Raw genomic sequence first — 18,483 nt, forward strand, 5'->3', positions numbered from 1 at the left:
TTCGTGAGACGAGTCGTGAGGGGTGACCGATGACGGTCGCAGCACAGGGGACGCAGTCCCGCCCGAGGCCTGACGGCCGGTCGACCCGCTGGGACGATCATCGTGCCCAGCGGCGGACCTCGCTCGTGCGCGACGCCCGTCGGGCCATCCACGAGCTCGGCCCCGGCGCCTCCATGGACGAGATCGCGACCGCCGCCGGCACCTCCAAGTCGATCTTCTACCGGTACTTCGACGACAAGGCCGGGCTGCGGCTCGCCGTCGCCGAATCCGTCGTGGCGGGCATGCACCGGCGGCTCGCCGAGGCCGCCCACGAGGCGCCGACGCCGCACGCCGCCCTGCGGGCGATGGTGCGCGTCTACCTGCAGACCATCGAGGGCTCGCCCCACGTGTACTGGTTCGTCACCCGCACCGCCATCGGCGGCAACGTGCCCGACGACGGCGGGTCCGGCCGGGTGGAGGCGCTCGGCGCCTACCTGGACTCGGTCATCACGCTGGTCGCCGAGCCGGCCGCGCAGGCCGCCGGTGTCCCGGAGCCGACGGCGGCCGCCTGGGCGGCCGGTGCGGTCGGCTTCGTGCGAGGCACCGGCGAGTGGTGGCTCGGCCACACGCTCGCCGCGGGGCTCACGCGCGAGGAGCTCACGGACCAGATCACCACCTGGCTGTGGAACGGACCCGTCGGGGTGCTGCACCACGGCGCCACCGGCCGGTCCGCGGAACCCACGGACACATCCACCACCGAGAAGCAGGAGCCCTGATGACGACGACGTCCGACCGCCCCGCGGCCGACCACGCCAGCACCGCCTCCGCGAGCCGCCCCTCCGCGAGCGACGCGGAGGCCCGCATCGATGTCGACGGCCTGACCCGGCTGCTGCTGGGCCGCTGGCCCGCCGAGCGTCGCGCGGCCCGAGACCGCTCCGCCGACCCGCGGTTCCACAAGGACGAGACGCTGACGCCGGCCGAGCACCGCGAGCGCACCCTCGAGCAGATGCGCGAGATGGTCGCCGACGACGACAAGATCACCTGGCTGGCGTTCCCCGAGCGCATGGGCGGCCGGGACCAGCCCGGCGCGAACCTCGCCTGCTTCTCCGAGCTGGTCGCGGCCGACCCGTCGCTGCAGATCAAGGCCGGCGTCCAGTGGGGCCTGTTCGGTGCGGCGATCCTGCACCTGGGCACGCCCGAGCAGCAGGACCGTCTGCTCCCCGGCGCGATGGACCTGACCGTCCCGGGCGCCTTCGCCATGACCGAGACGGGGCACGGCTCCGACGTCGCCTCCATCGGCACCACGGCGACGTACGACCCGGAGACCGAGGAGTTCGTGCTCGACACCCCGTTCCGCGGCGCGTGGAAGGACTACCTCGGCAACGCGGCCCAGCACGCCACCGCCGCCACGGTGTTCGCCCAGCTCATCACGAACGGTGTGGACCACGGCGTGCACTGCTTCTACGTGCCGATCCGCGAGACGAACGCCGACGGCAGCGCCGGCGCGTTCCTCCCGGGCGTCGGTGGCGAGGACGACGGGCTCAAGGGCGGGCTCCGCGGCATCGACAACGGGCGCCTGCACTTCAGCGGCGTGCGCGTCCCGCGCACCGACCTGCTGGCCCGCTACGGTTCCGTGGCCCCGGACGGTACCTACTCGTCGCCGATCGACAGCCCCGGGCGTCGCTTCTTCACCATGCTGGGGTCGCTCGTGCAGGGCCGCGTCTCGCTCGACGGCTCGGCCGTCAACGCGGCCAAGATCGGGCTCGCCATCGCCGTGAAGTACGGCGCCGAGCGGCGGCAGTTCGCCGGCCCCGGCGTCGACGAGATGGTGGTCCTGGACTACGCGACGCACCGCCGCCGCCTGTTCCCGCGGATCGCGGAGGCGTACGCCGGGCACTTCGCGAACGAACGCCTCCTCGACCTGTTCGACGACGTCTTCTCCGGCGAGCACGACACCCCGGAGAACCGTGAGGACCTGGAGACGACGGCGGCGGCCCTGAAGTCGACGTCGACGGCGTTCGCGCTCGACACGCTGCAGGAGTGCCGCGAGGCGTGCGGCGGCGCCGGGTTCCTCACCGAGAACCGCATCACGTCGCTGCGTGCCGACCTCGACGTGTACGCCACGTTCGAGGGCGACAACACGGTGCTGGCGCAGCTCGTCGCCAAGCGGCTGGTCGGCGACTACGGCCGCGAGCTCAAGGGCGCCACGAAGACGCCGGCGGGCATGGCCCGGTTCGTCGTCGAGCGGGCCACGGACGCCGCGCTGCACCGGACCGGCCTGCGCCGGGTGACGCAGGCGATCGCCGACGTCGGCGACCCGCGCCGGGCGGCCGGGCACCTGCGCGACGCCGAGACCCAGCGCGAGCTGCTCGCCGACCGGGTGGCGACGATGGTCGAAGACGTGGCCCTGGCGCTGCGGCCCGCGCAGAAGGCCGCTCCTGCTGAGGCGGCGCGGATCCTGGACCAGAACCAGGTGGCGCTCGTCGAGGCGGCGAAGGCGCACGCCGACCTGCTGCGCTGGGAGGCGTTCACCGACGCCCTGCCCTCGATCGAGGACGCCCACACGCGTCGCGTGATGACGTGGGTGCGGGACGTCTTCGGGCTCACCGTCATCGAGCGCAACCTCACCTGGTACCTGCTGCACGGCCGGCTCTCCGACCAGCGCGCCCGCACGGTGACCGCGTACGTCGACCGGCTGCTGCTGCGCCTGCGCCCGCACGCCGTGGACCTGGTCGACGGCTGGGGGTTCGGCCAGGAGCACCTGCGCGCGAAGATCGCCTCGGGGGCGGAGGCCGAGCGGCAGGCCGAGGCCCGCGCGTACTACGCGGCCCGGCGCGCGAGCGGCGAGGCGCCGGTGAGCGAGAAGTCCCTGAAGAAGAAGCGCTGAGCCACCGGCGGAGCGGCCCCTCGCGGGCTGCTCCGCCCGCCCTCAGGCGGCGACCGGGGCGGGTCGCCCGACGACGGCGCCAGCCGGCTCGCGCTCGGGCGCTGCGGGGTAGGCGAGCGGGTCGTCCGCAGCCACCGCGCCCTCGCCGGCCGTCGTCTCCTCGGGCTCGGCGGCGGTCTCCCGCAGGGGCAGCCCCAGCGTGACCGTGGCCGGCCGTGCCGGGGTGCGCGGGGGCGGTGTCAGCATCGCGACAGCGAGGGTCCCGACGGCTCCCGCGGTGATCGCCAGCAGCACCAGCACCGTCCATCCGAACGCGATCGCCGAGCCGAGGAGCAAGCCGTCGCCGACGGCGACGGCGCTCCCCACGAGCAGCACCCGTCTCATGACCTACCTCCACGGTCCGCCTCATCCGTGCCACTCCAGGACACGACAGATGAGCCCCCGCCGCATCCGCAGGGGCGCTCCAGCAGGTCACAACTCGGTACCGACCGCGACCGAACCTCTCGGCCACCTCAGGACGGTGTGAAGATCGGGCCCTTCAGGAGTGGGCGTGGCGCCCGGCGAGGCTGTGCCCCAGCAGCAGCGGCGACGGCTCCGGTCGGGCCTGGCGGTGCACCTCGCCGGCGAGCCGCAGAGCCAGCTCGAACCGGACCGGCACGACGGAGTCGGCGCTGAACCGGCCGCCGAGGCGGGGGTGCGGCATGAACGTCAGCACCTCGTCGTGCTGCGGGATCACGCCGTGCCGTGCCGCCTCGATGACGAGGTCCTCGAGCAGGATGTCGGTGCGACCGTCGGGGGACTCGAGCTCGGCCGTGAGCTCGACGGCGGTCGGCCAGCGCAGCTCCAGCGTGCCCTCCACCGTGTCCAGGAACCACCACCCCTCGAGCGACTCGAGGAACACGTCCCCGAAGAGGGAGGCGAAGCGCGGCGTCTTGCCGTGGATGCCGAGCCACGTCCAGGACGCCAGCCCGTAACGGAAGGCACCGGGGGTGAATGGTCGGAGGAGTTCCACGAGCGCATCAAAGCACGGTGTCGGACCGAGGCAAACCCCGGCCGCCTCTGAACAAGATGTGACCGGCTTCACGGGGACGGGTCACGTGGTCCAAGGGTTGTTCAAGTCCAGGCCGGGACGGAACCCGGGCCGGGCGCAGCGCGTTGTCCCGGGCATGACCACGCTCCACCTCTCCACCGAGCCACGGCCTGGCACCGGGCCGGACGGCGCCGCGCCGCACGGCGTCGACCTGGGTTCCGTCGCGCTCAGCGCCGGCGCCACGCTCGCCTGGTACGCGGTGCCCGACGTCGTCCGCCCCCGCTGGGCCCGCGTGCTCGTCAAGACGACCGTGCTCGTGGCCGGCGTCGGGCTCGCCCTCGCCGTGACGCGCGAGGGCGCGGAGGCGCGCGCCGCCGTCCGCGAGGTCCGCGACCTGCGCGACCGGCTGCGTGCCGTCGCCGACGCCCCCGGGGGCGACGATCCGGGTGCCGACGACGGTCACGATCAGGATCTCGATCTCGACCTCGACCTCGACGACGATCCGTCGGGCGTCCCCGACGACGACCCGGCGGAGAGGACCACCGGACCCGGCCGGGCCGTCGTCGCCGGTGTCGCCGTCACGGCCGGACTGGCGCTCGCCGGGAGCCTCGCCGTCCTGGGGGAGCGGTGGGCCTACCGCGTCGGCGAGCGCCTGCGCGCACGCGGGGTCCGTGCCCCGCACACGAGGGTCGGCCTCGTCCTCGGCGCCGCCGCGGCAGGACTCGCGGCGGTCGAGGGTCCGTTCAGCGCAGAGCGATCCAGATGAGCAGCTGCGTGACCAGGAACCCGGTGACGATGTTGAGCCACAGGAACCGGCTCCAGCCGGCGTGCGCCTGCTCGCAGTCGGCATCGGCCAGGTTCCGGAACGGCGCGATGCTCACCACGTACGGCACGGCGAGCAGTGCCGCGAGCATCCCCGGCCAGCCGGTGGCGATGAGGACCAGCCCGCCCACCACGTAGCAGGCCATGGCGGCGCGGACGGTCCGGGCCGCCCCGAGCCAGGTAGCGACCGAACCGATGCCGACGGCACGGTCCGCCTCGACGTCCTGGACCGCGCCGAAGGCCTGCGACGCCATGCCCCAGCAGAAGAAGCCGATCAGCGCCGCCAGCACCGGTCCGGTGAACGCACCGTCCGCCAGGGCGATCCCGAAGACCGCCGGGCTGACGAAGTGGGTGCTCGAGGTGGCCGAGTCCAGCACCGGGCGCTCCTTGAAGCGCAGGCGCGGTGCCGAATAAGCGACCACGGCGAACACGCTCACGGCGAGCACCGCCGTCGACGTCGGGTCGCCCACCGCGACGAGGTAGACGAGGAACGGCACGTTGGTCGCCACCGCCGCCCACACCGTGACCCGGTGCCAGCGGCGCGAGAGCACGACCCCCTCGATGCCGCCCTTGCGAGGGTTGCGCAGGTCGGACTCGTAGTCCCAGACGTCGTTGAGCCCGTACATCAGCAGGTTGTAGGGCACCAGGAAGTAGAGGGCGCCGAGGACGAGCTCGGTGACACCGGTGTCCGCGATGCCGCCCGCCATGACGAAGGCGGCGGCGAACGGGTAGGCGGTGTTGATCCAGCTCACCGGGCGCGACGACCCGACGATCTGGCGCAGCGCGGTCGAGGTCCGGTGCTGGGTGGCGGCGGTCACGGGGTGCTCTCCTTCGGTGCGGCCAGTGCCCACAGTCCGGGCAGCAGGAGCGCGGCGACGACCGGCCAGGCCAGGTCCTCGACGGGTGCCAGCCAGATCACCGGGCCCAGCAGCTCGTCCTCACCGTAGCGGAAGAGGTCGGCGGCGATCATGAGGCTGTCGAAGACGATGGTCAGGACGATCAGGACGGCGGCGGTCAGCGCGACGGTGGCCCACCACCGCGCACCCAGCCCGCGTACCACCGCGGCGACGACGGCGACCGCCAGGGCCCCGGCCGTGACCAGGACGGCGAGCAGCGCGTAGGTCATCGGGTCCCCCCTCGTGCGCGGCGGGCGCGCGCGGCGGCCCACCGCGCCGTCAGCCCGTGCAGCACCAGTGTGACGTAGCAGAGGAACAGGATGAAGAACAGCTCCTCGAGCGGGAGGTGCGGGGCGAGCTCGATCCCGGTCATGGCGCCGCCGCCGCGTTCGTAGTAGTCGGCGCCGATCGCCACGACGTCCCAGGCGAGGAACACGGCGGTGCCCGTCAGCAGGACGGCGGCACCGCGCACCGGGTGCGCCGAGAACAGCAGCAGCCGGGCGCGGTGGTCGATCAGGGCCATGCACCCCAGCGCGCCCAGCAGCAGCCCGAGGTAGACGAGGTCCGTCCAGCTCACGGCACCTCCGCCGCGCGTGTGGCGTCGGGACGGGGCCGGGAGAGGGGCAGGGGACCGCTGCTCGTGTCGCCGCGCAGCCGCTTGAGCACCAGCTCGGCGCTGATGAGGCACATGGGCAGCCCGATGCCGGGGACGGTGGAACCGCCCGCGTAGAGCAGGCCGCCGACGTGGCGCGAACGGTTGCCGGCACGGAACATGGCGCTCTGGCGCAGGGTGTGCGCCGGGCCGAGCATCCCCCCGGACCACGAGGACAGGTCGGTGGCGAAGTCCCCGGGCCCGACGGTGCGGCGCACCGTGATGCGGTCGCGCAGGTCCGGCACGTCCGCCCACGCGGCCACCCGGTCGATCGCTGCGTCGGCCACCTGCTCGACCGTCGCGTCCCCGGCACCGTCGATCCCGCCGCGGCCGATGGCGGGGTCGGCCGGGACGGGTACGAGCACGAACAGGTTCTCGTCGCCGGCCGGCGCGACGGTCGGGTCGGTGCGCGACGGGGCGCACACGTACAGCGACGCCGGGTCGGGCACCCGTCCGGCGGCGATGTCACCGAAGTTCCGGTGCCAGTCGGCGGTGAAGAACAGCGAGTGGTGGGCCAGCTCGGGGAGCCGGCCGCGCACCCCCAGCATCGCCAGGACGCCGCCCGGGCCCGGGTCGCGCCGGTCCCACCAGCGTTGCGGGAACGTCTGCAGGGAGGCCGGCAGCAGCTCGGTCTCGACGTGGTGCAGGTCGGCGGCCCCGACGACGACCTCCGCGCCGACCTGGTGCGACGTGCCCTCCGGGTCCGTCCACCGCACCCCGGTGACGTGGGCGCGGGCGCGGCGCGGGCCCGGTGCCGTGCCCGGGCCGGACGCCGTCGTGATCTCCGTGACGCGGGCGCCGGTGGTCACGCGGGCACCGGCCCGCTCGGCCAGGCGTGCGACCGCGGCGACGAGCGCGTGGAAGCCGCCCTGGGGGTAGCGCACGCCTCCGTCCAGGTCGAGCGCGCTCATCAGGTGGTACATGCTGGGCGCGCGGTCCGGCGAGGAGCCGAGGAACACGGCCGGGTACCCGAGCACCTGACGCAGCCGGACGTCGTCGAAGGAACCGGCGACGAACGACTCGAGCGAGCGGCCCAGGAGCGTCCCGAGGCGGGGCAGGCGGGTCAGCACCTCCCGCGTCGCGAGGCCGCGCCACGACGCGAAGGTCGTGTACAGGAAGTGCCGCACCGCCATGTCGTAGGTGTCGTGCGCCGAGTCGAGGTAGCGCTCCAGCCGTGCCCCGGCGCCGGGTTCGACGGCCTCGAAGGCGGCCACGTTGCGCGCCCGGACCCGGTCGACGTCCAGCGGGCCGGCGTGCCCCTCGAAGAACACCCGGTAGGCCGGGTCGAGCGCGTGCAGGTCCAGCTCCGCCTCCGCGGAGGAGCCCATGAGCCGGAACCAGTGGTCGAACACCTCGGGCATCAGGTACCAGGAGGGGCCGGTGTCGAACCGGAAGCCGCCCGCCTCCCAGGAGCCGGCACGCCCGCCGACGGCGTCGTGCCGCTCGAGGACCTCGACGTCGTGCCCCTCGCGCGCCAGCAGCCCGGCGGTCGCCAGACCGGCGATCCCGCCGCCGACCACGACGACCCTCACCGGACCGCCTCCCGGGCGAGGGCGCGGGCGACCAGCCGTGCCTTGACGGGGTCCGGCACGCGCACCCGTTCGTGACGCAGGGCGGCGGCCGGGGTGTCGCGCAGCCGCCGTGCCAGCTCGGCGAAGAGGTCGTGCGCGAGCTGCACGGCCACCCGGCTGGACCGGGGCAGGTCCCGGATCGCCCGCTGGGCGACGGCCAGGTCCGCCTCGATGTCGTCCAGCAGGCGGTCCTTCGTGGCGTCGTCGAACGCCGCCGGGTCGAGTCCGGGGAAGTAGCGACGCCCGCGGACGTCGACGTCGTCGGCGAGGTCCCGCAGGAAGTTGACCTTCTGAAAGGCGGCGCCGAGGCGCGCTGCACCTGCCGCCCGGCGGGCGTAGGCGCCGTCCGCCCCGTCGACGAAGATGCGCAGGCACATCAGCCCGACCACCTCCGCCGAGCCGTGCACGTAGCGCGCGAAGCTCTCGGCGTCGTGCTCGGTGACCGACAGGTCGGTGCGCATCGACGCGAAGAACGGGTCGACGAGGTCGGCGCCGATCCCGAACTGGCGTGCGGTGCGGACGAACCCGTGCACCACCAGGTGGTGGCTGTAGCCGCGCTTGGTGGCGGAGGACACCTCCTCCTCGAGCCCGGTGAGCAGCTCGTCGCGCTCCGCGACGGTGAGGTCGGCGGCCACGTCGTCGACGATCTCGTCCGCCACCCGCACCAGCGCGTAGACGGCTCGCACGTGGTCGCGCACCGAGGGGCCGAGGAGCCGGCAGGCCCAGCCGAACGACGTCGAGTAGGTGTCGACGACGGCGGCGGCGGTCCGCCGGGCGGCGCGGTCGAAGTCGGTGAGGGGCGGGACGGGGGCGGTCATGCGACGGCCGCCAGGGTCGCGGCAGGAGCCGGGCCCGACGCTCGCACCGCCGTCTCGCGCTCCGCCGTCGTCAGCACGTCGTTCAGCATGTCGCACGACGCCGGTGCCGACCACTCGGCGGTCTCGGCGGTGGTGCCGCCGGCCGGTGGGTGCCGACGCGCCAGGACGCCGCTCCCGCCGGTGTCCGGCTGTCGTCGAGCCACGCTGGGCCTCCTTCTAGAACCTCAGTCTGCTGAGTAAGTATCTTGCTAGGCGAGATACTAACCACAATGAGGCTACGATGTCGCCGTGACCCAGGCAAGCAGCGGATCGTCGCCGTACTGGTACGACACCGCGGACGCCGAGGCGCGCGGACTGCTCGACGCCGTGCGTGGATTCCGCCGTGCCGACGAGTCCATGCGTCAGCGCGCCAGCCGCGACATGGACATGAACGTGATCGACCTGCGGGCCCTGCGCTACGTGATCGAGAGCGAGCAGAGCGGCACCCCCGTGACCCCGCGCATGCTGACCGCGCAGCTCGACATCTCCACCGCCGCCACCACCAAGCTCGTCGACCGGCTCTGCCGCTCCGGCCACCTGGAGCGCCAGCCGCACCCCACCGACCGCCGCTCCGTCGTGGTCCGGGCGACGGGCGGCGCGCACCACGAGGTCCGGGAACGCCTGGGGAGCATGCACTCGCGCATGCTCGAGATCGCGCGAGCCGTCCCGGCCTCCGCGCGCCCCGCGGTCCGCGACTTCCTGGAGGCGATGGCCGCCGAGCTCGCGCGCGAGCACGACGACGCCGCGACGCACGTGGTCACCGACGCCCCGGAGGGCCGGGCCGCCGGCGCTCCGGGGACCGCTCCCGCGCCGGTAGACTGACCCTGCGCCGCCCCGCCCCGCGTCGAGCCCGCTCGTGGCACGCCGTCGGGACCAGGGGTCGCGCGCGACCTGGCCCGGACCGACGCCGGATTCCGTGGGCGTGCGGCGACCGTCCCGTGCCCACGGAGATCACCCGGTCCGGCGCCCCGTGCGACCCGAGGGATGTTGATGACCGCCGCTGCCGACCGTGCCGCCACCGTGCCGCCCCCGCGCCCGACGCTCGACACCGTGGAGAACGCCGCCGCGAACCCTGATGAGCCCCAGCCGTACGGCGAGCTCGGGCTCAAGGCCGACGAGTACCAGCGGATCCGTGACATCCTCGGGCGGCGCCCCACGGCCGCCGAGCTCGCGATGTACTCGGTGATGTGGTCCGAGCACTGCTCGTACAAGTCGTCGAAGAACCACCTGCGCAAGTTCGGCGACCGGGTCACGCCCGAGATGACCGAGCACCTGCTGGTGGGCATCGGGGAGAACGCCGGCGTCGTCGACATCGGTGACGGCTGGGCCGTGACCTTCAAGGTCGAGTCGCACAACCACCCGAGCTACGTCGAGCCCTACCAGGGCGCCGCGACCGGCGTGGGCGGCATCGTGCGCGACATCATCTCGATGGGCGCGCGCCCCGTGGCCGTGATGGACCAGCTGCGGTTCGGCGCGGTGGACCACCCCGACACCGCCCGCGTCGTGCACGGCGTCGTCTCCGGCGTCGGCGGCTACGGCAACTCCCTCGGCCTGCCGAACATCGGCGGCGAGCTCGTCTTCGACTCCTCGTACCAGGGCAACCCGCTCGTCAACGCGCTCTGCCTGGGCGTGCTGCGGCACGAGGACATCCACCTCGCCAACGCCTCCGGCACGGGCAACAAGGTCATCCTGTTCGGTGCGCGCACGGGTGGCGACGGCATCGGCGGCGCCTCCATCCTCGCCTCGGAGACCTTCGAGGACGGCGTGCCAGCCAAGCGCCCGTCGGTGCAGGTGGGCGACCCCTTCATGGAGAAGGTGCTCATCGAGTGCTGCCTCGAGCTCTACGCGGCGAAGGTCGTCGAGGGCATCCAGGACCTCGGCGCGGCCGGCATCTCCTGCGCCACGTCCGAGCTCGCCTCCAACGGCGACGGCGGCATGCACGTGGACCTCGACGACGTCCTGCTGCGCGACCCGTCCCTGAACGCCGGCGAGATCCTCATGTCGGAGTCGCAGGAACGGATGATGGCCGTCGTCACCCCGGAGAAGCTGGACGCCTTCCTGGCGATCACCGACAGGTGGGACGTCGAGACGTCCGTGATCGGCGAGGTCAACGGTTCCGGCCGCCTCACCATCGACCACCACGGCCAGCGCATCGTCGACGTCGACCCGCGGACGGTCGCGCACGAGGGACCGGTCTACGACCGCCCGTACGCCCGCCCGGTCTGGCAGGACGAGCTGCAGAAGGCGTCCGTCGTCGGCCTCGGGCTCACCCGCCCGGAGTCCGCCGACGACCTGCGGGCCACCGCGCTGCGCCTGCTCGCCTCGCCGAACCTCGCCTCGCCCGCCTGGGTGACCGACCAGTACGACCGCTACGTCCAGGGCAACACCGCGCTCTCGCAGCCCGACGACGGCGGCGTGGTGCGGGTGGACGAGTCGACCGGCCTGGGCGTGGCCCTGGCCACCGACGCGAACGGCCGCTACGGCAAGCTGGACCCCCGGGCCGGCGCCCAGCTCGCGCTGGCGGAGGCCTACCGCAACGTGGCGACGACGGGGGCGACGCCGCTCGCCGTCACCGACTGCCTCAACTTCGGCTCGCCGGAGCACCCCGACTCCATGTGGCAGCTCGTCGAGGCCATCGAGGGGCTGGCCGACGCCTGCCAGGAGCTCGGCGTGCCCGTCACCGGCGGCAACGTCTCGCTCTACAACGGCTCGGGTGAGCCCGGCCAGATCGACTCGTCGATCCACCCGACGCCCGTGGTCGGCGTGCTCGGGGTCATCGAGGACGTCCGCACCGCGTTGCCCTCGGGCTGGCGCGCCGCGGGCCTGTCGGTGCTGCTGCTGGGCGCCACGGCCGACGAGCTCGACGGGTCGGCGTGGGCCGACGTCGAGCACCGCCACCTGGGCGGCCTGCCCCCGCGCGTCGACCTCGCGGCCGAGCGGGCCCTGGCCGGCGTGCTCGTGGAGGCGCGTCGCTCCGGGGCGGCGACGGCGGCGCACGACCTGTCCGAGGGCGGGCTCGTGCAGGCGCTGCTCGAGGCCTCGCTGCGCTACGGCGTGGGCGTGACGGCCACGGTGGACGCGGTCACGGCGCGGGACGCCGTGACGCCCTTCAGCGCGCTGTTCAGCGAGTCGACCGCCCGGGCGCTGGTCGCCGTCGCGCCGGAGCGCGAGGCGGAGCTCGTGGCAGCGGCCGAGGCGGAGGGTGTGCCCGTCGCGCGGCTCGGCGAGACCGGCGGCGACGCGGTGACGGTGTCGTTCGGCGACGAGTCCTTCGCGATCGCGCTGGACGAGGCGCGCGAGGCCCACGAGGGCACGCTGCCCCGCATCTTCGGCTGACACGACGACGGCGCGGCCCCTCGGGTGAGGGGCCGCGCCGTCGTGCGTGCTGCGTGCTCAGGCCTCGGTGTTCTCCGAGGAGATCATCCAGGCCTGCTTCTCCAGGTCGGCGATGATCTCGTGGAGCAGGTCGGCCGAGGTCGGGTCCTCGGCGTCGACCTCGTCGTGCACCGTGCGGGCGACCTCGACGGTCTGCGCCACGCGCTCGACGATCGTGTCGACGGTGTCGCCGACGGACACCAGCCCGGCCGGGTAGGGCGAGAGGTCGGTCTGGGTGGCGACGGTCTCGGTGCGGCCGTCCGGCACGGCCTGCAGCGCCCGCAGGCGCTCGGCGACGGTGTCGCTGTGCTCGCGGGCGACGTCGACGAGCTCGTCGAGCTGCAGGTGGAGGTCGCGGAACCCGCGCCCGGTCACGTTCCAGTGGGCCTGCTTGCCCTGGACGTGCAGGTCGACGAGGGCCACGAGGACCCGCTGCAGGTGTGCGTGGAGCTTCTCCGACGCCTCGGCGCGGTGCGTGCTGCGATGGATCGACGGTGCGGACATGGTGTTCCTCGCTCTCTCGGGGATCGCCCGGTGGCGGTCACCGTGCTTGCTTCGCGGTGCTTCCCGTTCTCTTGAACGATTCCAGGCTAGGAGCATTCCCGCAGGTGCGCCAGCAAGGGCAGGCGTGCCTTCGGGAGCCCGGGCAGGCCAGGCAAACCTTCGCCGATGCCGATCTCCGGCGGTAGGATGTGGCACAGGTCACCGTGCTGGGACCGGGAGGCTGTTCGATGACGTGGCCGCTGGCGTACCTGGTGTCGGTCGTGCTCGTGCTGACGATCATGGCCGTCGTCACCTGGCTGCGCTCGGCACCCCACCGGGCGGCGGTGGCACGGCGGCGACGGCGCCGCGCCGGGCCCGACCCCCTCGTCACGCTGGCGATCCAGATCCGCCTCGGCGAGCTGTCGCACGAGCTGCGCAAGGTCACCGAGGACCCCGACGTCTACGCCCGTGCCCACCACTGGAGAGCCGCGCAGGACGCGTACGACGCGATGCTGCGGGACGCGTGCCGCGCGGCCGGGCTGGCCGTCGTCGACCACCCCCTGCGCGCCGACGAGCGCGTCACCGAGGACGAACGGCTGCGGGAGGAGCTGGAGCTCAGCGCGCGTGGCTGGTCCTGGTGACGAACGTGGACGGGCCCGGCCGAGGAAGAGATCTCGGCCGGGCCCGTCCTCGTCCTCGGGTCAGAACGAGTCGATCGCCGTGTTGAGGGTCCGCGACGGGCGCATGACCGCGGCGGCCTTGTCGCCGTCCGGGTAGTAGTACCCGCCGACGTCGACCGGGTTGCCCTGGGCCGCGAGCAGCTCGTCGACGATCGTCGCCTCCTGCTCCGCCAGCGTGGCGGCGAGCGGGGCGAACGCCGCGGCCAGCTCGGCGTCCTCGGTCTGCGCGGCGAGCTCCTGCGCCCAGTACAGGGCGAGGTAGAAGTGCGAGCCGCGGTTGTCGATGCCGCCCACGCGACGCGTCGGGGACTTGTCCTGGTCGAGGAACGTGCCGGTGGCGCGGTCGAGCGTGTCCGCGAGGACCTGGGCGCTCGCGTTGCCGGCCACGCGGGCCAGGTGCTCGAACGACGCCGACAGCGCGAAGAACTCACCGAGCGAGTCCCAGCGCAGGTAGTTCTCGGCCAGCAGCTGCTGGACGTGCTTCGGCGCCGAGCCGCCCGCACCGGTCTCGAAGAGCCCGCCGCCGTTCATCAGCGGGACGATCGACAGCATCTTGGCCGACGTGCCGACCTCGAGGATCGGGAAGAGGTCGGTGTTGTAGTCGCGCAGCACGTTGCCCGTCACGGAGATCGTGTCCAGGCCCGCACGGATCCGGTCCAGGGAGTAGCGCGTCGCCTCGGCCGGAGCCATGACGAGGATCTCCAGGCCCTCGAGGTCGTCGTGCTCCCCGAGGTACTTCTCCACCTTGGCGATGAGCTGGGCGTCGTGCGCACGGTTCGCGTCGAGCCAGAAGACGGCCGGGTCGCCGGTCTCCCGGGCACGGCGGACGGCGAGGGCCACCCAGTCGCGGATCGGCGCGTCCTTGGTCTGGCAGGCGCGCCAGACGTCACCGGCGGCGACGTCGTGCGAGAAGAGCACCTCGCCGGTGGCGTTCACGACCTCCACGGTGCCGTCGGCCGGGATCTCGAACGTCTTGTCGTGGGACCCGTACTCCTCGGCCTTCTTGGCCATGAGGCCGACGTTCGGCACGGAGCCCATGGTGGCCGGGTCGAGGGCGCCCTTGGCACGGCAGTCGTCGATGACGGCCTGGTAGACCCCGGCGTAGGAGGAGTCCGGGATGACCGCGAGCGTGTCGTGCTCGGCGCCGTCCGGCCCCCACATGTGGCCGCCGATGCGGATCATGGCGGGCATCGAGGCGTCGATGATGACGTCCGAGGGCACGTGGAGGTTGGTGATGCCCTTGTCCGAGTTGACCATCGCGAGCGCCGGGCCGTCCTCGAGGCCCTTCGCCACGGCGGCCTTGATGGCCTCGCCGTCGGGCAGCGCGTCCACCCCGGACAGGATGCCGCCGAGACCGTCGCGGGACGAGAGCCCGGCGGCCTTGAGCTGCGCGCCGTACTGCTCGAAGACCTCGGGCAGGAACGCCTCGACGATGTGGCCGAAGATGATCGGGTCGGAGACCTTCATCATGGTGGCCTTCAGGTGCGCGGAGAACAGCACGCCCTCGGACTTCGCGCGCTGGATCTGCTCGGCGAGGAAGCGGTGCAGCGCGGCGACGGACAGGAACGTCCCGTCGACGACCTCGCCCTCCTCGACGGCCAGGTCGTCCTTGAGCACCTGGGTGCCCTCGGCGGTGCGCAGGCGGATCGTCAGGGTGTCGGCGGCGGGCATCGTCACCGACTTCTCGTTCGAGAAGAAGTCGTCAGCGCCCATCGTGGCGACGTTGGTCCGCGACTCGGGGGACCACTCGCCCATGCTGTGCGGGTGCGCCTTGGCGTAGTTCTTCACGGCCGCCGGGGCGCGCCGGTCGGAGTTGCCCTCACGCAGGACCGGGTTCACGGCGGAGCCCTTGACCTTGTCGTAGCGGGCCCGGGCCTCGCGCTCGGCGTCCGTGGACGGGTCCTCCGGGTAGTCCGGGATCGCGTAGCCCTGGCCCTGAAGCTCGACGATGGCCGCCTTGAGCTGCGGCACCGACGCCGAGATGTTCGGCAGCTTGATGATGTTCGCCTCGGGCGTGGTGGCCAGCTCGCCGAGCTCACCGAGGGCGTCGCCGACGCGCTGGGACTCGGTCAGGTGGTCCGGGAACTGCGCGAGGATGCGCCCGGCGAGGGAGATGTCCCGCGTGTCGACCTCGACGCCGGCCTTGGCCGCGTACGCCTGGACGATCGGGAGGAACGAGTACGTCGCCAGCAGCGGCGCCTCGTCGGTGTACGTGTAGTAGATCCGGGCGGCGGCTGACTGCGGCTGGGTCGTCATGCGGAGATGCTCCTGAGGACGTCGAGATTGCTTGATATCAAGATACTTTGCTCCGAGCGGCCGTGTCGAAACAGCGTCTCGCTCCGCGCGCGGCGGCGCACGGGCAGAACTACGGTCGTGGCGTGCCCACCCGTGACCTGCGACTCGCGCCCGTCAGCCCCGACGACGTCGTGTCCGCGCTCGCCGCGCTGCGTGCCGAGATCGGCGTGCCCGCCATGTACCCCACCGACGCCCGGGCGGAGGCGGAGCGTGCGGCGCGCGGGGACCTGAAGGACTTCCGCCAGGACCGCCGGGACATCGACTTCGTGACGATCGACCCGCCGGGCTCGCTGGACCTCGACCAGGCGGTCCACGTCGCGTCCTCCGGCCACGGGTACATCGTGCGCTACGCCATCGCCGACGTCGCGGCGTTCGTGTCCCCCGGGGGCGCCCTGGACGCCGAGGTGCACCGCCGCGGCCTGACGTTCTACGGCCCGGACTCGCGCACGCCGCTGCACCCGGCCGTGCTGTCGGAGGGCGCGGCGAGCCTCCTGCCCGACGAGGACCGGCCGGCCGTCCTGTGGACCATCGCCGTCGACTCCTCCGGCGAGATCTCGAGCACCACCGTCACCCGCGCCGTCGTGCGGTCGCGGGCACGGCTCACCTACGGCGAGGCGCAGACCGCGCTCGACGCCGGGTCCGCGCCGGAGTCCCTGACGCTCCTGGCCGACGTCGGGCGGCTGCGGCACGCACGGGAGCAGGACCGCGGCGGGGTCTCGCTGGCGGTGCCCGAGCAGGAGGTGGTGCGGCGCGCGGACGGCGCCTACGACCTGGAGCTGCGCCGCACGCTGCCGATCGAGGAGTGGAACGCCCAGATCTCGTTGCTGACCGGCATCGCGGCGGCTCGGCTCATGCGCGAGGCGGGCGTGGGCATCCTCCGCACGCTGCCACCGGCCGAAGCGGGCGACGTCGCCCGGTTGCGGCGCACGGCAGCCGCCCTTGGCATCGACTGGCCCGAGCAGACCCCGTACGCCGAGCTGTTGCCGCGCCTCGAGTCGCGGCGGTCGTCCCACGCCGCCTTCCTCAACGAGGCCACGACCCTCTTCCGCGGTGCGGGCTACCTCGCGTTCGGGGTGCCGGGGCCCGACGGCGGCCCGCGGGTCCCGCTCCCGGCGGACGCCCGGCACGCCGCCATCGGGGCGGAGTACGCCCACGTCACGGCCCCGCTGCGGCGGCTGGTCGACCGGTACGGCACCGAGATCTGCCTCGCGCAGTCCGCCGGGCGGGACGCGCCCGAGTGGGCGCTGGCCGCGCTGCCGACCCTGCCGGCCACCATGCAGACCGCCGCACGCCGGGCGAACACCTTCGAGCGGGCGTGCATCGACATCGTCGAGGCGGTGCTGCTGGGCTCGCGCGTCGGCCGGCAGTTCGACGGGGTGGTCGTCGACACCGACGGCGGCGCCGTGGACGAGCACGGCCGGTCCCGGCGGCCCCGGGGGCAGGTCATGCTCCGCGACCCGGCGGTGCGCGCCGCCGTCGTCGGGACGGACGGCGTGGAGCTGCCGCTGGGGGAGCGCGTGCGCGTGACGCTGGCGGAGGCCTCCGTGGCCGAGCGGCGCGTGCTCTTCACCCTGCCGTGAACCCCGCCCGGTAGAGGTCGCGCAGGAGGCACATCTCCGCGCCGGCACCGACATAGCCTGTCCCCATGACTGCACGACGACGGACGGACCCGGCAGCAGGCCGGGCGGCGGTGGCCGAGTGGCTCACCGGGACGGCGGACCGCCGGAGCACGACGACGGCGGTCCGGTTCACCCTCGAGGAGCTGGCCGACGTCGCGCCCGGCAACGCCGTCGAGGTGCGGGTGCCGCCGGCCGGCGCCGTCCAGGCCGTCGAGGGGCCGCGGCACACGCGAGGCACCCCGCCGAACGTCGTGGAGACCGACGTGCAGACCTGGTTGGCGCTCGCGACCGGTCGCGAGACGTGGGCCGAGGCCGTCGCGTCGGGTCGCGTGCACGCGTCCGGGGAGCGGGCCGACCTCGCGGCCCTGCTCCCGCTGCAGGCAGCCCGCCCGCGCTGAGCGGACGACCTGCCGCCGGGTGGTGCGGGTCCCGGGCTCCTGTGCCTACGGTGTTCCCGGGGGAGCGACGCCGGTGCCGGGCGGGCCGGACGTCGTGAGGGTGCCGGCCGCCCGCCGCGGAAGGAGCACTGAGGATGAGCATCTCCTCGTACCCGGAGGAGTTCGCACGCCGGGCTGCCACCGTCCTGGGCCTGGACATCGAGGCGAGCGTGATCGTGCGCGACCACCAGCTGTCGTTGCGCGCCGGGAGCAGCTCCCCGGCCTCTGCCCGGTGCGACCAGGCCGAGACGGCAGCGAACGCCGGCCCGTGCGTCGACGCGATGGACAAACGGTCCGTCCGCGTCGTGCCGAGCATCGCGGACTCGACCGGCTGGGAGCGCTGGCGCGAGCAGGCGCTCGCCGAGGGCTACGTGTCGGCGCTCGCGGTCCCCGCGCTGGTGCGCGAGGACCTCGCGGTCGCCCTCAACCTCTACTCGCGTTCCCCGGACCCGTGGACGCCGGAGGTGCTGACCGCCGCGGACGGCTACGCCCAGCTCATCGCCTCGATGGTTCGGGTGCGCCTGCAGCTCGCCGAGATCGAGGACGCCGCGGCCGGCCTGTACCGGAACATGGGCGACGCGCTGGTCGCCGAGCGTGCCGTGGGCGCCATCATGCAGACCAACGGGTGCAGCGAGGACCAGGCGCGGCACATCCTCGAGTCCGCCTCGAAGCACCGCAGCGTGGATCGGCGCGAGGTCGCCGAGACCATCCTCCGCGCGCTCGTCGACGTCGACGCGGGCGATCAGCAGGACCCCCTCGGCGGCTGAGCAGTCCGGGGTGCCGCCGTCGGTGGGTGGCGATAGCGTCGCGGGCACCGGCCTCCTGCCCGCAGCACGCCCGTGACCCGGGGTTCAACCGGGGTTCACACCGGCCTGCTTGGCTGAGCCCGCCCTGTCGACC

General features: G+C 73.6%; 19 protein-coding genes. 9 read left to right on the forward strand and 10 right to left on the reverse strand.

Features of this window, described 5'->3' with window-relative positions; translation table 11 throughout:
• Positions 1-29: 29 nt before the first annotated feature.
• Together BCL65_RS01740 and BCL65_RS01745 are read left to right on the forward strand one after the other, a co-directional pair.
• Positions 30-755 (forward strand): TetR/AcrR family transcriptional regulator, encoded by a 726-nt coding sequence (locus BCL65_RS01740; RefSeq protein ID WP_106264607.1) that lies wholly within the window; start codon positions 30-32, stop codon positions 753-755.
• Positions 755-2,866 (forward strand): acyl-CoA dehydrogenase family protein, encoded by a 2,112-nt coding sequence (locus tag BCL65_RS01745; protein WP_106264609.1) that lies wholly within the window; start codon positions 755-757, stop codon positions 2,864-2,866. The genes BCL65_RS01740 and BCL65_RS01745 overlap by 1 nt, the downstream gene beginning before the upstream one ends.
• Before the next feature lie 42 nt (positions 2,867-2,908).
• Here BCL65_RS01745 and BCL65_RS01750 read toward each other — a convergent pair whose 3' ends face one another.
• Entirely contained in the window at positions 2,909-3,250 is a 342-nt protein-coding gene (locus BCL65_RS01750; protein ID WP_106264611.1) for a hypothetical protein, read from the reverse strand.
• Between the two features lie 154 nt (positions 3,251-3,404).
• Entirely contained in the window at positions 3,405-3,878 is a 474-nt protein-coding gene (locus BCL65_RS01755) for a hypothetical protein (RefSeq protein WP_106264612.1), read from the reverse strand.
• Positions 3,879-4,032: 154 nt separating this feature from the next.
• On the opposite strand from BCL65_RS01755, the gene BCL65_RS01760 reads away from it, so the two are divergent.
• Complete coding sequence (locus BCL65_RS01760) at positions 4,033-4,662, forward strand: hypothetical protein (RefSeq protein ID WP_106264614.1); 630 nt, start codon at positions 4,033-4,035, stop codon at positions 4,660-4,662.
• On the opposite strand, the gene BCL65_RS01765 is transcribed toward BCL65_RS01760, so the two are convergent.
• Genes BCL65_RS01765 through BCL65_RS01785 form a run of 6 tightly spaced genes read right to left on the reverse strand, consistent with a single transcriptional unit; the run spans position 4,640 to position 8,858 of the window.
• Positions 4,640-5,536 (reverse strand): prenyltransferase, encoded by an 897-nt coding sequence (locus BCL65_RS01765; RefSeq protein ID WP_106264615.1) that lies wholly within the window; start codon positions 5,534-5,536, stop codon positions 4,640-4,642. The two genes, BCL65_RS01760 and BCL65_RS01765, sit on opposite strands and share 23 nt — an antisense overlap.
• Positions 5,533-5,844, reverse strand: coding sequence for a lycopene cyclase domain-containing protein (locus tag BCL65_RS01770; protein WP_106264617.1), 312 nt, complete (start codon positions 5,842-5,844; stop codon positions 5,533-5,535). The genes BCL65_RS01765 and BCL65_RS01770 overlap by 4 nt, the downstream gene beginning before the upstream one ends.
• A complete protein-coding gene (locus tag BCL65_RS01775; RefSeq protein ID WP_243400786.1) occupies positions 5,841-6,191 on the reverse strand; it encodes a lycopene cyclase domain-containing protein in 351 nt (116 codons plus the stop codon). Before BCL65_RS01775 ends, BCL65_RS01770 begins: the two co-directional genes overlap by 4 nt.
• Entirely contained in the window at positions 6,188-7,798 is a 1,611-nt protein-coding gene (gene crtI, locus BCL65_RS01780) for a phytoene desaturase family protein (RefSeq protein WP_165799934.1), read from the reverse strand. The genes BCL65_RS01775 and crtI overlap by 4 nt, the downstream gene beginning before the upstream one ends.
• Positions 7,795-8,655 carry a phytoene/squalene synthase family protein gene (locus BCL65_RS17895; RefSeq protein WP_165799935.1) on the reverse strand — a complete coding sequence of 287 codons (861 nt, stop codon included), beginning with the start codon at positions 8,653-8,655 and terminating at the stop codon, positions 7,795-7,797. Before BCL65_RS17895 ends, crtI begins: the two co-directional genes overlap by 4 nt.
• Positions 8,652-8,858, reverse strand: a complete 207-nt coding sequence (locus tag BCL65_RS01785) for a hypothetical protein (RefSeq protein WP_106264618.1) — start codon at positions 8,856-8,858, stop codon at positions 8,652-8,654. The genes BCL65_RS17895 and BCL65_RS01785 overlap by 4 nt, the downstream gene beginning before the upstream one ends.
• An 85-nt stretch (positions 8,859-8,943) precedes the next feature.
• Here BCL65_RS01785 and BCL65_RS01790 point away from each other — a divergent pair, with 85 nt between their 5' ends.
• Entirely contained in the window at positions 8,944-9,516 is a 573-nt protein-coding gene (locus tag BCL65_RS01790) for a MarR family winged helix-turn-helix transcriptional regulator (protein WP_243400787.1), read from the forward strand.
• A gap of 168 nt (positions 9,517-9,684) precedes the next feature.
• Positions 9,685-12,030 (forward strand): phosphoribosylformylglycinamidine synthase subunit PurL, encoded by a 2,346-nt coding sequence (gene purL, locus BCL65_RS01795; protein WP_106264620.1) that lies wholly within the window; start codon positions 9,685-9,687, stop codon positions 12,028-12,030.
• A 57-nt stretch (positions 12,031-12,087) separates the two neighbouring features.
• Here the strand turns inward: purL and BCL65_RS01800 are convergent, their stop codons facing one another.
• Positions 12,088-12,573, reverse strand: coding sequence for a Dps family protein (locus BCL65_RS01800; protein WP_106264622.1), 486 nt, complete (start codon positions 12,571-12,573; stop codon positions 12,088-12,090).
• A gap of 227 nt (positions 12,574-12,800) precedes the next feature.
• Between BCL65_RS01800 and BCL65_RS01805 the strand changes: the two genes are divergently transcribed.
• Positions 12,801-13,193, forward strand: coding sequence for a hypothetical protein (locus BCL65_RS01805; protein ID WP_106264623.1), 393 nt, complete (start codon positions 12,801-12,803; stop codon positions 13,191-13,193).
• Between the two features lie 60 nt (positions 13,194-13,253).
• On the opposite strand, the gene BCL65_RS01810 is transcribed toward BCL65_RS01805, so the two are convergent.
• Positions 13,254-15,488 carry an NADP-dependent isocitrate dehydrogenase gene (locus BCL65_RS01810; protein ID WP_106264625.1) on the reverse strand — a complete coding sequence of 745 codons (2,235 nt, stop codon included), beginning with the start codon at positions 15,486-15,488 and terminating at the stop codon, positions 13,254-13,256.
• A 122-nt stretch (positions 15,489-15,610) separates the two neighbouring features.
• On the opposite strand from BCL65_RS01810, the gene BCL65_RS01815 reads away from it, so the two are divergent.
• The 3 genes from BCL65_RS01815 (at position 15,611) to BCL65_RS01825 (ending at position 18,350) form a co-directional block, all read left to right on the forward strand.
• On the forward strand, positions 15,611-17,107 hold the full coding sequence (locus BCL65_RS01815) for an RNB domain-containing ribonuclease (protein ID WP_106264626.1): 1,497 nt from the start codon (positions 15,611-15,613) through the stop codon (positions 17,105-17,107).
• A 65-nt stretch (positions 17,108-17,172) separates the two neighbouring features.
• Positions 17,173-17,544 (forward strand): sterol carrier family protein, encoded by a 372-nt coding sequence (locus tag BCL65_RS01820; RefSeq protein ID WP_106264628.1) that lies wholly within the window; start codon positions 17,173-17,175, stop codon positions 17,542-17,544.
• 134 nt (positions 17,545-17,678) lie between these two features.
• Positions 17,679-18,350, forward strand: a complete 672-nt coding sequence (locus tag BCL65_RS01825; RefSeq protein WP_106264629.1) for a GAF and ANTAR domain-containing protein — start codon at positions 17,679-17,681, stop codon at positions 18,348-18,350.
• Positions 18,351-18,483 lie beyond the last annotated feature (133 nt).

It is taken from the genome of Isoptericola halotolerans, assembly GCF_003003075.1.
GTDB lineage: Bacteria > Actinomycetota > Actinomycetes > Actinomycetales > Cellulomonadaceae > Isoptericola > Isoptericola halotolerans_A.

Bases quoted from the DNA above. Each gene is read 5' to 3' on its own strand.
- BCL65_RS01740 (WP_106264607.1), top strand. From the start codon at position 30: ATGACGGTCGCAGCACAGGGGACGCAGTCCCGCCCGAGGCCTGACGGC.
- BCL65_RS01745 (WP_106264609.1), top strand. From the start codon at position 755: ATGACGACGACGTCCGACCGCCCCGCGGCCGACCACGCCAGCACCGCC.
- BCL65_RS01750 (WP_106264611.1), bottom strand. From the start codon at position 3,250: ATGAGACGGGTGCTGCTCGTGGGGAGCGCCGTCGCCGTCGGCGACGGC.
- BCL65_RS01760 (WP_106264614.1), top strand. From the start codon at position 4,033: ATGACCACGCTCCACCTCTCCACCGAGCCACGGCCTGGCACCGGGCCG.
- BCL65_RS01770 (WP_106264617.1), bottom strand. From the start codon at position 5,844: ATGACCTACGCGCTGCTCGCCGTCCTGGTCACGGCCGGGGCCCTGGCG.
- BCL65_RS17895 (WP_165799935.1), bottom strand. From the start codon at position 8,655: ATGACCGCCCCCGTCCCGCCCCTCACCGACTTCGACCGCGCCGCCCGG.
- purL (WP_106264620.1), top strand. From the start codon at position 9,685: ATGACCGCCGCTGCCGACCGTGCCGCCACCGTGCCGCCCCCGCGCCCG.
- BCL65_RS01800 (WP_106264622.1), bottom strand. From the start codon at position 12,573: ATGTCCGCACCGTCGATCCATCGCAGCACGCACCGCGCCGAGGCGTCG.
- BCL65_RS01805 (WP_106264623.1), top strand. From the start codon at position 12,801: ATGACGTGGCCGCTGGCGTACCTGGTGTCGGTCGTGCTCGTGCTGACG.
- BCL65_RS01810 (WP_106264625.1), bottom strand. From the start codon at position 15,488: ATGACGACCCAGCCGCAGTCAGCCGCCGCCCGGATCTACTACACGTAC.
- BCL65_RS01820 (WP_106264628.1), top strand. From the start codon at position 17,173: ATGACTGCACGACGACGGACGGACCCGGCAGCAGGCCGGGCGGCGGTG.
- BCL65_RS01825 (WP_106264629.1), top strand. From the start codon at position 17,679: ATGAGCATCTCCTCGTACCCGGAGGAGTTCGCACGCCGGGCTGCCACC.